This is a genomic window from Vibrio marisflavi CECT 7928 (assembly GCF_921294215.1).
In the GTDB taxonomy this organism is placed as follows: Bacteria; Pseudomonadota; Gammaproteobacteria; order Enterobacterales; family Vibrionaceae; genus Vibrio; species Vibrio marisflavi.
Genome location: NZ_CAKLDM010000001.1, coordinates 224,055 through 236,316, shown reverse-complemented (window position 1 = coordinate 236,316; position 12,262 = coordinate 224,055). Strand labels below are relative to the sequence as shown.

The window sequence follows — 12,262 nt, the reverse complement described above, 5'->3', positions numbered from 1 at the left end:
GAACAAAAGTTAGCCCAAGTGAATTTTTTCACCGTCAAGGTGCATGTTTTTCTCTGCATGATGTAGAGAGTTTTGTGACTGAACGACGTAGTCTTTTTCTATTAAATGGCGGCTCGACTTTGTCTGTTTTTCTTCGTGTCCCGAGATTTTTTTAGTCTGCATGTTGAATCGCTGAAACACACGATCTGCTACCTGCTCAATTTGTTTACCTATCCAACTTAACTTCTCAACATGAAAGAAACTTTTTTGGCCAATAAAATGAGATTGCTGCGCTGTCATAGTGGCTTCTCTTACTTCTACATTCATTTTGTCTGATGTCAGCTCGGTCTGCTCGTTACTGCTTAAGGTTAAATTGGTATCAGATTTGAGCGTCATTCTTCCGCTGGACTGCACATTTAAGTCTCCCGGAATGTGCAGCTGATACTCCTCTACTGCAGAGCGCTCTAAAACCGCCAATATGAATGCTTCTGAGCTATTTCCGCTACATAAAACTCGATCACCAATATTCGGCTGCAATAAACAGCTTGCTGCAACTTGAGCTCCAACAAGTCCAGATTCACACTTAACCTGAAAGCCTGAAGCGAACTGATTTGTTACTACACCCGAGTGCATCAACCACTCTTGTTTACTATTCAATGATGTTGCTGTAATTTTCGCTGCCATCATATTGATGTCCTCGTGTCTGATTCGGAGAGTGCTTGTTCGATTTCTTGTTGAATACTCAAAGGCACTTGCCAGTTTTCCGCTTTCGTTCGTACCTCATCATCCCAACGCGCGCCTAACTTAACGCTGCCTTTCCAATTCGCATGTTCATGCTCAAGATTGTGGAAATCGCAAAAGCTAAAATTTGCCCGTGACAAATCAGCGTACGACAGGTCGGAATGAGAGAAATTTGCTTGCTTGCAGCTGCAACAGTTGAATGAGGCTCGCTGTGCTTTTAGGTTCGTCATCTGCGCCTGAAGCAAATTCGCGTTAGAAAAGTTTGCATCCATTAGTAGCGAACCATCAAAGTTTGAATGACTTAGATTAGCTTGGGATAAGTTCACCCCTGTTAAATCTGCATTAGTGAATGCGGTGTGCGCGCCATGAACCCCTGAAAGGTCGGCATTGATAAAACTAGAACCCATGAAGTAACTCTGTTCCAACACACTAGAACTTAAGTTTTGACCGTTGAAGTTACACTCATTTGCTTGCATCGCACGAAACTCTGTATTCGCCAGCAGGCATTTCGAAAGATCGCATTCGGATATATAACTTTTGGTCAGCAAAGCATGGCTAAAATCAGCATGATCGAAGCACACTCCGTCAAAAGCTATTTTTTCAATGAACAAACCAGAAAAATCACAAAATTCCAAGCTGCAACCTTTGATAATAGAACCGTGTAGTTTCGATCCTTTAAATCTCGCACTCTCGCAGTTGCAATCTTGGATAATTGAGCTGCTCCATGTGGCTTTGCTTAGCTCTGCCCCCTTTAAGCAACATTCTGAAACCATGCCGTTTTCCATACTGGTGCGAGACAAGTTAACGTTAGTTAAATCACTTTTCATCAACACAACATGATCGAGTTTTGCATTATCAAGATTTGCTCCATGAAGGTTGCAAGTTTCAAACATACCATGGGCCAAGTTGCTATCAGACAAGTTCACACCGGATAAATCGCAACGCAAAAAACGTACTTCAGTCAGATCGAGGCAGCTCATATTGCAGCCCGACAAGTCTTTGTCTTCGATGAATGCGTATTCGCGAAGCAAGCGCTTAAACTCATTCCTGTTCATCAAATATCTCCAACTTGTGATGCAAAATTGTTGTGTCCACATTGATGCCCTTCAAGTGAGTATTGCCAAACTCTATCTTTCTAAAATCAGCACTATAGAAATTACTAGCGTACAGATCGGCATGTTGAAACTGGCTGCGGAAAAGGGTTGATTGCATGCCATTCACCGCTTTGAAAGACGAATGTTGGAAATTGCCGCGTGTGAGCTGCGCGTTGCAAAGGTTTGCTCCATCGAAAAGTGTGTGGTTGGCTTGCATGCTGTCCATAAAACCACGAGAGAAGTTGCTGCCTCTAAAATCCGCTTTATCGAAGGTTGCTCCTTTAACTAAACAGTTGGAAAAATCAGCGTAACGGCCATGCGCCTTGGTTAAGTCGACGGGGCCAAACCTTACCCCATTCAATTGAGCTCGGTCCCACTGAGAACCTTCTCCCTTCACTCCCCAAAAAATAGCTTTGTTTCCTTTGCTCAAACGTAAGTCTGCGGAGCGCAGTGTTGCATCATTAAATACCGCTTGACCTGTTAAGCTCTGCTTCATATCAGCTTGAGTAAAATCCGCTTCAATAAATACGCCATTACTAAGATCTGACTGGCGTAAATCAGCCTGCACAAAGCAGCTTTGATTCGCCATTGCGCTCGACCACACCGTTTTTGTCAGGTTTGCTTGGGCTAAATTGCTCTCGACCATGGTCGCGTGAGAAAAGTCGGCTAACTTGGCTTCAGCTTTGACAAAGCTCGTCTGAGTTAGGATTGCATGATGAAATTGAGCCTTAGAAACATTGGACTGAGTAAAATCCGCCTCATCTGCGATTGCATTGCTAAATTGACAACCCGATAAGTTGCAACCGCTAAAGTTGGTTTTACTTAAAATAGCGTCTTGAAAACTCGCTCCAGAGAGGTCAATACCAGACAAATCTAGCTCGGATAAATTTTTCTTTGCAAAAGAAAGGCGAGCAGCGTAACGATAAATTACGTCCTGGCGAGTCAGCTCTTGATAGTCTCTATCTTCATCTTGGTTCATCTGTCCTTGAAGATCTTTAAGCTTTTCTTTTAATGGCTCCATCTCAACCATCATCGCCATCATTTTCTCTTCAAACTGGGCAAATTCTTCCTTATCAATCATTTTTTCGACTGGAACATTTTGCTTCTTCGATGCAGTATCGAGCTGCTGTTTGATGTCTGAGAAGCGCTTTTTTAACTCAGAGCTATCGTCGGCAAAGAGTTCTGGAGGCTGGTTATATTTTACTTTGGCTTCAGCAAATTGCTTCTTCACTTCATCAAGGTATGTATCATACCTTTGTGCATCTGGCCTCGACTTCATAGTGCTATTGAGATTGTTTAAAGCCTGCTGCATTTTGAAGCCAACTGGATCGTCATGTTCCATAGGGTTAAAGCCAAAAGCTTCTACCGCCTTTTGATCAGAATGAGCTTTCATTTGGCTATAAATCTGCTTCGGAGAGACCTCTTTTTGGCGCTCCTCACAACGTTGCTTTTTGTAATCACAAAGGTGAGCGTAAAGTACCGAGTGTAGCTGTTCATTTAGCCAAGTCAGCGGCTCAATTTCTTGCTGATGGAAATGAACAATCTCGACATCTTGCGGATAATAAAGCGGTTTGATTTTAGCAAACCGTTCTTGCCAGTCTTTAAGAGGTGTTTTAGATGAACAAGCCAGATATATGTGGTCTGACTCATCGAGCGCTTTTTCTACTTCTGGATCGAGTTGCTCACCCGCTTCTTTCAGAAAGATAATATCTGTATAGTCAGCTAGTGCCTGAGCCAATATCCAAGATGAAACTAAGTCAGTAACGATGATCTTTGCTGGCGCTTCAACTCCTGAGTGCCAGCCTACCGCTTCAGAACCTGCAATTAAATAATCAGCCTCCGCTGAAGAAATATTGTCTGGGCGAATGGTGATCGACTTGATTTCACCCTCTTTGTGCTGAGCAAATACCCAGCCGGGGCCATATGTTTCCCTCTCTACAGGTCCATCAAGTTGCCAATGCTCAGGAATAAACGGCGTTTGTTCATCTATCCAACCCAATAGGTACATTTGAAAATAAAGTTCCCGGAAACCTAAACTCTCGAGTTGCTCTTTTTTCTCGTCGAACTTTTTAACCGTGAGGTTTTGATTGGCTAGATATACCAAAGAGGAAGCTTGGTCACTCCAAGTATGTTTTATTTCAAATTGATCCCCTAGCTCATCTAGTTGGCTTTCTAGATCTTGCTTGTCCTTTTCAAGTTTGTCAGGAAATGCGGATAGCTTGGTTGAAACACCTGCAACTTTGTTTTTCATCTCAGACAGATTTTGGATATTCTCGGCGAGCTTGTCTTTAGCTCCAGCCAGCTCTTTTTGCCCTTTGACAACACTTGCTTTTACATCCGGATTAACTGGATTTTTCTCTAAGTGTTTTTCCATTTCAGCTAAAGACGCGATTCGGTCATCCAACTGAGCCATCATGACTTGGTTGGCCTTAACCATGCTGGTTTGTGGACTAGGTGTAGCGCCTTTCACCTGATCAATCCGAAACTGCATATATTTCGGCGCATCTTCCATTAATTTTTCGGCTTTGGCGATATCAGCTTTAGCCTCTTCCATCGGCGACATATCAATGCCAATTTGCTCAGCAATATACTCCGTGGTTTGCGCCCTATCAAACAGCTCAACGTAATACTCGATTGGCTTAGGTACGCTGCCGTGCGGATCCTCTGAGAGCAACACCTCTTGAATATCTAGCCCTTCTTCATCGTCAATCGGTGCACTACCGTGAAACAACAATATCCCAGTATTAGTATCAGGAAACATCCACAATGTGTCGCAATGTAATGGCACTTCACTCACCACAAGATTCTCACCGACTACGCGCCTTAAAAAGGCTCTGGGCTGAAAATAAGGTATCTTGCCTTGGATGGTTTCATAGTCTGGGTGTAAGTTGACCAGCGCATAAGGCTCGCCACCTTGAAAGTAGCCTGCAATCCTTTGATCTTCTGGTGCAACGTTATAAAACAGTGGGTCAAAATCTTTGGCATAATTTGGCCAAGTAGTTTGCTGCCACTCTTCATTGTACGTACCAAGTAACTTTTGCCTCTTTGGCTGCATGATATCTACAGGCATAAACCCTGCAGGTCGCGGTTTCGCACTCCATTCCGACTGAGACTCCCCGGGATAATAGATACCTGCATGCAACTGGCCTTGGGCTTCGTTTTTATTTGGTGGAGGAGAAATCCCTACCGGATTCATCGTTGCACCCTCGCCTCGAACCGCATAGCCCCAACGGATCGGCATCTGCTCAAAGTTTTCGGGATGAGAAAGGCTCAAGCCATAGCGAGATTTTTGCCAATGCCTTCTCCCTAGCACATCCAATGCCTTGTGTTGCATCCCGACTTGAGCAGAAACGCGCACTGCCTGCCTTTCTTTATCGCCAGTATAAGCAGAACCACACACTAGCCACTCACCCTGTACTTTTGGCATTCCCAAATCTAACGGCACGTCACCCAACAGCTCAACGCAACGTTGCCAGAGCTGTTGTTCGCTTAGACGTTTGTTAGGGTCAAGCAAGTCGAAGCCATAAATAGCCGTTACGGCTTCTCGGGGCTTGCCCGCAACAACAAATGAATGAGTGAGTATCCCTTGGTTTAGGGACTTAATGACGCGCATTATTTCTCCATGTAAAACGAGTTACCCTCGTAACAGATTCACGTACTGTACGACAGATTTGTGAAAGATTTATTACTTGCTCAACATGCTCTAACATATTGTCATACATATAAATTTGGTGAATATTTTTACGCAATCATCATTACTTCGTAATCCGTATAAAGCTGTTCTGATCGTCCGAAGAAATCAGAATTGTGCTGCTACTCGCCCCATCAGACATAGAGATTTGTGAGCCACTAGAAGACTTGATCACATGAGAAGTACTGTTTAGATCATTTACAACACTCGGGGTATTCGGGTTTGGTACTGCGCCAACAATAACTGGTCGACTTGGATCTCCATGCTCAAAGGCTATTTTCACTTCAGTGCCTTCTCTCAGTGGGAAATGCATACCACCAGCAGAGTCGCTATAAGGGGTAAGCAATCGCATTCTGTGTGAAGCTTTTCCAGCATCTGGGTTACTCAAATCAAAATTGAACAACACTTTATATCGGCCTTGGAAATCTAGGTCTTCTTCGCCTGAAGCATCAATGGTTCCATTAATCACACCGTGTATTTTTATTTTCGGCGTCTTTTCTTGGCTTCGGTATTGAAGGTTTGTAGAAAGGCATTCGAATTCATTGGAATAACTCAGCTCGTTTTCAGCACTTCCAGTATGGCCTTGGTGAGTGATAGCGACGACAAGATAGTCTTGGTTTGCACTGTCGATAAAGTAGTCTGTTAGGGCAAATGTACACCCCGGCATCATTTGCGGATCGCTCGCTTTAGCAAAGCACAGGTTTGTTTTTGCTTTTAGCTGCTCAGATTTCAGCTTGGCAAGCAAGTTTCCTTCTTTCCTAGAACTAAATTGATCGCCGTAGTAATACTGTTGTCCTACTCCTTTGTCATCAATCGAAGAGATACCTTCAACTTCGACATCTGGCTTCTGATAGTTATAGTTTTTCAGCAAAACATTCTTTGCTCGGGCTCTACACTGAATTTTGAACTCGCTGATTAAGTTATCTTGATCAATCAAATCTAGGCCTGTCGGCAAGTAATAGCGATAGTCTTCAGCTGCAAGCTTCTGATGTACCACTTTGTTGTCAGTAATGATGAGCTTTTCGGTGCCATCTTTGTGTTCGAAGTAGTAGTACAAGCCATACGACTCCATCAGAACGTTGATAAAGTCAAAGCTGGACTGATTAAATTGAACTGTTATTTCTCTGGGCTCATAATCTTCATTGGTCTTTAGTTCAAATGGGATTTGTAGGCCATTGCGAGGCTTTGCCAACACCTGAGAAATAACGTCTATAACAGACATATCAAGAAAGACTTCACAACCCACTTCTTCACTAAGTCCCCAGAGCGTAGGACGTACGATCAGCTTATAAAAATAGAGTTCATCGACCTTTTTTATCACCTCAACCTGCGTCACCATCCCACCAATGGTCCGCTCTCGAGTGTGACACATTGTGAATTCGCAAGATTGCCAAAGCAATCTATCTGGATGCTCGATAAGCTTGTTAGTACTCACTTCAAGTTCAAAGGTATAAGCAGTCGAAAGCGCTTCTACACCATGGAATTTTATCAGGGTAAATTTATTGTCGATTCCGGAAATAATGAAGTTAGATTGCTGTAGCATGGTTTGATTTCTCTTTAGTATTCTTCCGATGTGAATAGCGGTACGCAAACAGCACCTGACTGATGACCTAAACAAGCGTCAAATCCAAGCAAGGCACCTTCGCTATTACCAAGAATGCTTGGCATACTGATGTTAGAGTCAGGCCAGATTTTCATTTCGATTTCGATAGGCTCAACTAAGTAATGATTTAATAAGCGTTTCATTTTGTTGAATAAGTGACCGCCGGGAAGCAGCCCATGGAATACCGCTTTTTGATCGGTTTTGACATGTAAGGTACAACTACCGCTGTAATCGACGATTTCCGTACCCATATAAGTGTCTTCACCCAAACTATGGTTTCGCTCACCTAGAGAAGTCAGCTGATCTTCTGGGATCGACTCCCATTTGGGAACCAACTCCTCCACCTCTACCTTTGCACCTACCGCGTCGGCGATCATGGCACCTAGCCCTTGAGCTGAACGTGGCACCTGACTGAGTATGCCCGCATAGCGAATGAGCTCTTGAGCATGTTTATCATCCTCTGAAGCGAAGTTCACTCCAGCTAAACAAAGCAGACGCTCTAAAACCTGAGGCTTTTTCTCTTCTACAATTTGCGGTAATAAACGATATTTGCTCCAAGCTTCAAAATACTGGTGAAAAAAAACTTGGTTAACAATATCTAAGAAATCACGTGACTCACTGCTGTCCTGCCTAGCTTCTTCGAATAACTCTTCGGTATAAAACGTTGGTAGAGGTGAAGCTGCACCATACAGCCCCATGAACGTCGCAGTAAGCTGAGTATTTTGTTCGTTTTTTTCTAGCTCAGAGAGTTCCGTAGGCTGAAAGGCAAGAGACAGCTCAGGTCTCGTACGTATTCGATCTTTTACAAAGTCAGTAACGTCCGCTCCATTTTGCGCTTCTTGCCAACGCAGTAAGCGGATAGCTTGAACGTGTGAAAAATGTGCAGGTTTATCATGTAGCTTATCTATTATATCAACTGACGTTGACCGACTTGCGGAGGCCATTGATAGCTTTCCTTGGTGTTCATGTTTTCAAAAGTTAATTGCGTAAAACAATTAATGGCGGAAAAAGAAGACAGCAGATGTTTGAGCACCGCACTGAACACAAACATATCGCCTTTTCCCGGGAACCCATCAGGGTTTAATGACACATTAATATCGACCCCAGAAATCATTGAGCCTTGAAAGAGGCGTCTGCGTCGCTGACTGCGTAGCGAAACTATTGAGTCAGCTCGCTTAGTGTTAGCTTGTACTTTGGCTCTATCACGACTATCGGTGAAGATATATAACTTCAAAAGAGCCATTAAATGCTCAGGGTCACTCAGTGTTAGCTGATTTAAATACAGGTGTGAAATTAGTCGCCATAAGGTATTGTCACCCAGTGGAGGTTCTACTGGCTTAGTCGGCGTTAGAATATTTTTGAACGTTGCTTTTTCTGGTGTGGACTCGGTTGCTTTGCAAATATCACCGTACTGGATCTGCTCTGGCAGGTGGCCATTAGTACAGCGCACGTTCACACTAAGCGTTTCTTGTTTAAGCGTTTCGCTTTCCTTCGGATAGGCTACGGATAAATATAAAGAAGAGCCCTTAGAAATTTTGTTCAAGCGTCGACGCAGTGAATACACCGGAATATGCTCTGAGTTTGGATTAAACATCTCAAATGGTCGGTACTCTCTAGCCGTCACTGTACCTTGTTGGTACCCCACCACTCGATCGAGTGAATAGATCTGATCTTGGCGACGTGTAGCGAGCAGTTTGTATTCCGTTTTCTGGTGATCGAGAATGATTGAATCTGCTTCGCCATCAAATAAATTGACTGCTGGCACACAGTGTAGCTCAAGAGCATCTCGAGTAAACGGCGGCAATTCGCTAGAAGCATCAAACATTAAATCAATGCTAAATTGCTGACTCTCTCTTTCATCACCCCAACGAGCAAAATCAATCAAATCAAAAAAGAGAAACTTTTGCGGCAACATATAGTATTCCTGCAACACTCGAAATGCAGGAAAAGAGTTAGTTGGGTAATCGAGAAGGGTTAAATCGTCTGCTCCAATAAGCGATTGAAACTTGTTCTTACCAATACGGCTGGAGCCTGTTGGATAATTGACCTTAACATCAACAATATTCTGACAAATGAAAGAGTAGCGGTTGGAAGCTTCAACGTACGGGCCCGTCAAGTGCAAGCGCAGTGACTCTGGGCGCCATTCTTTCAAAGACATCCCGTTCAATGTGAAACTGATTCTTAAGCTAGACTGTCCCGCACTCCCGTGCAACCATTCGATATCATCAATGATTAAGGGGTGCAGATCCAAATCGGCACAAGTGCTAAACGTGCAACTATGGCCATCAACAGGGTTGGAGTTGATCTTGGTGCCCTTTTTGACTTTAAGAACCTTAGAAAGGTTCGCTTTGGGCTGAAACTGCATAATAGTGGCAGAAGGCAGTGGACGTAAGTAATGAGGAAATAACAGCTGCGTCAACCCATGAATCAGCTCAGGAAAGTCGTCGTCCAGCCTTTCTTTGACTAGGCCTGACAAAAAAGCAGTACCTTCAAGTAATCTCTCAACATCTGGATCAGCATTTTGCCCGGCAAGCATCGGCGCTAAAGCCGGGTGCTTTTGGGTAAACTCTTTCGCTAAGCCTCTTAAATAACCTAGCTGTTCTCGATAGTGGTGATTGATCATTCGCGCTTATATCTCATCGACACGAATACGCCCATCCGCCCCTAACACAGTCTCAAAGGCTAACGCGACTTGCTCTCGCTCAATCTCTACTTGAGTTTCTATATGGAATACCATGCCAAGTGGGTTGCTTTGCTGCGGTACGAAAGTCACTTTGACATCAGATACACGAGGCTCATAACGAATAATAGTGTTTACGATAACTTGCTCGAAACCTCTTATATCCTGAATTCCTCCACCATAACGATAAGTGTTGAGATCAGGCATACCAAAATCAGCGCAGGTTTGTGCATTTCCTTTTTGAGTATTCAACAATTTAATCAAATACTTAGTAATGCAATGCGTCAGTTGATCTTTGTCTGTCTCAGTTTTCATCGGCTGTGGGATCGCGCGATGTCGCACTCTTTCTAGCAATCTACTTGAGTTCATAATCCTTCCAAATTGATGGTAAGGGCCTGCAGAGCAAGCCCTATAAATAATTAGCTATCTTGGTTTAGCTTGTCTGTATATTCGACATTGCCTTCAGTGAACGTCTGAGTCACTTCATCAAATACAAACTCGATTTTTTGCAGCAATGGGACTTCTGCAGTTTCAGGGTTAGTCGTATCTAGCTGGTGAATCTCTTGACTTTTGATCACTGCGTTAACGTATTTAATAGTGAAGAAGTTGTGCTCAATGCCGCCTTCAACTCTAAAAAATTGGTGAGTTATCGTGCACTTTTCACCAGTGCAAGCTGCTTGGAATAGCTTTGGCGCAGAGGATGTTGCTTCAAGAGTTGCAACTGATGGCTTGTGGAACTTTCTACCTGTAGCGCGACCACTTTGGCTATCGGTAGGTACTGTCATCATCTCTTCACTTGAAAAACAGCGAATCCAATCTTTAACGCTGCTATTTGCTTCTGTGTTTTCGCCTTTGATCCACTCTTGATTTTCGCCTTCGATCTTGAGATACGAGTTAATTGCCATTTTCTTTTTCCCTACATAAAAGTTAAATTTAATTGACCTCGTGACACAAAATAGCGGCATAGCAGGTCAACTATGTCGCTGATACCGTTATTCTTTATCTAGCTTGCCTTTTAGAGATAGCGTGAAAGATGCGCCCATATATTTGAAGTGTGGTCTGGCATTGATTGACACTTGATACCATCCAGGGTCACCTGCAACATCATCTACGCTGATTTCAACGCCTCTTAGTGGACGACGGCTGCGCACACTCGCTTCTGGATTTTCCATCTCTGTTACGTATTGTCCGACCCAAGTATTGAGTTCTTTTTCCAGCTCTTTTCTGTCTTTCCAAGTACCGATGTTTTCGCGTTGCAGCACCTTAATGTAGTGAGCTAAACGGTCCATAATCATCATGTATGGCAACTGGGTAGACAGTTTGTAGTTAAGCTCAGCTTGCTTGCCTTCTTCGGTATTGCCGAATGTCTTAGGTTTCAAACATGAGTTGGCGGAGAAGAAAGCTGCATTGTCGCTTCCTTTGCGCATTGTCATACCAATAAAGCCTTCTTCAGCTAACTCAAATTCGCGACGTTCAGATAAAAGCACCTCGGTCGGAATCTTGGTTTTGATTTCACCCATCGACTCAAACTGGTACAGAGGCAAATCTTCAACGGCTCCACCCCCTTGAGGACCAATGATATTGGCGCACCAGCGGTACTTAGCAAAACTGTCAGACAAGCGACTAGCAAAAGCGAAGGCTGTGTTACCCCAGCAAAAGTCTTCGTGGCTATTACTTACTGTCTCTGTGTAGTTAAATGACTTACATGGAACCGTGTCTTGGCCGTATGGCAAGCGGAGCAAAAAACGTGGCAATGTTAAGCCAACATATCGAGCATCTTCACTCTCTCGGAAACTTTGCCACTTTGCATAAAATGGGCTCTCGAATACGCTGTGTAAGTCTTTTAAACCCGGCAGGTCTTGCCAATCATCCACACCAAAAAATTGGGAGCCCGCTGCAGCAATAAATGGCGCATGGCACATAGCAGAAACGCTAGCAACATCTTGTAGCAGCTTGATATCTTGCGGGCCGGGGCTAAAGTCATAGTTCGCGATGATAGCGCCATAGGGCTGACCACCGAACTGACCATATTCATTGACGTAGGCGAGTTTATACAAACCTGAACGAACGACTTCTGGGCTATCTTCAAAGTCATCTTGTAGGTCCTGTTTGCTGACATTGGTCATTTCAATGCGCGTATTCTCGCGAAAGTCAGTCCTATCAACTAAAAACTTAAGACCACGCCAAGCACTTTCCACCTTCTTGAAGCTCTCGTTATGAAGAATTTGGTCCACTTGAGCAGATATTTGCTGGTCGAGATCGCCAATCAACGCATCAACTAAGTCACCAGAGATCACTGCGCCTTGTCGCTCAGGTTTCACGAGATCTTTAATCAAAGCCTGCAAACCTGTCGTCGCCACAGAATAAGTATGCTCATCTGGGTTCATCCTTGATGCCGCGACTATCTGATCCAGTAGTGTGGCATTGTCGACAGCTTGTTCGGTGTTTTCTGCTAGTTGTTGTTCAGCCATGAT

9 protein-coding genes are annotated in these 12,262 nt (G+C 43.8%); all 9 read right to left on the bottom strand.

What is annotated here, in order from left to right; genetic code table 11:
* Positions 1–9: 9 nt before the first annotated feature.
* Positions 10–666, bottom strand: coding sequence for a DUF3540 domain-containing protein (locus L7A31_RS01080; protein WP_237359629.1), 657 nt, complete (start codon positions 664–666; stop codon positions 10–12).
* Positions 663–1,775: a pentapeptide repeat-containing protein gene (locus L7A31_RS01075; RefSeq protein WP_237359628.1), complete on the bottom strand. Its 1,113-nt coding sequence runs from the start codon at positions 1,773–1,775 to the stop codon at positions 663–665. The genes L7A31_RS01080 and L7A31_RS01075 overlap by 4 nt, the downstream gene beginning before the upstream one ends.
* Complete coding sequence (locus L7A31_RS01070) at positions 1,762–5,427, bottom strand: DUF2169 family type VI secretion system accessory protein (protein ID WP_237359627.1); 3,666 nt, start codon at positions 5,425–5,427, stop codon at positions 1,762–1,764. Before L7A31_RS01070 ends, L7A31_RS01075 begins: the two co-directional genes overlap by 14 nt.
* 142 nt (positions 5,428–5,569) lie before the next feature.
* Entirely contained in the window at positions 5,570–7,048 is a 1,479-nt protein-coding gene (locus L7A31_RS01065; RefSeq protein ID WP_237359626.1) for a type VI secretion system Vgr family protein, read from the bottom strand.
* Between the two features lie 14 nt (positions 7,049–7,062).
* Entirely contained in the window at positions 7,063–8,052 is a 990-nt protein-coding gene (gene tssG / locus L7A31_RS01060) for a type VI secretion system baseplate subunit TssG (RefSeq protein ID WP_237359625.1), read from the bottom strand.
* Positions 8,016–9,731 carry a type VI secretion system baseplate subunit TssF gene (gene tssF / locus L7A31_RS01055; protein WP_237359624.1) on the bottom strand — a complete coding sequence of 572 codons (1,716 nt, stop codon included), beginning with the start codon at positions 9,729–9,731 and terminating at the stop codon, positions 8,016–8,018. Before tssF ends, tssG begins: the two co-directional genes overlap by 37 nt.
* A gap of 6 nt (positions 9,732–9,737) precedes the next feature.
* A complete protein-coding gene (gene tssE / locus L7A31_RS01050) occupies positions 9,738–10,157 on the bottom strand; it encodes a type VI secretion system baseplate subunit TssE (protein WP_237359623.1) in 420 nt (139 codons plus the stop codon).
* Between the two features lie 50 nt (positions 10,158–10,207).
* Positions 10,208–10,693 (bottom strand): type VI secretion system tube protein TssD, encoded by a 486-nt coding sequence (gene tssD / locus L7A31_RS01045; RefSeq protein ID WP_237359622.1) that lies wholly within the window; start codon positions 10,691–10,693, stop codon positions 10,208–10,210.
* A gap of 87 nt (positions 10,694–10,780) precedes the next feature.
* Positions 10,781–12,259: a type VI secretion system contractile sheath large subunit gene (gene tssC, locus L7A31_RS01040; protein ID WP_237359621.1), complete on the bottom strand. Its 1,479-nt coding sequence runs from the start codon at positions 12,257–12,259 to the stop codon at positions 10,781–10,783.
* Between the last annotated feature and the right edge of the window lie 3 nt (positions 12,260–12,262).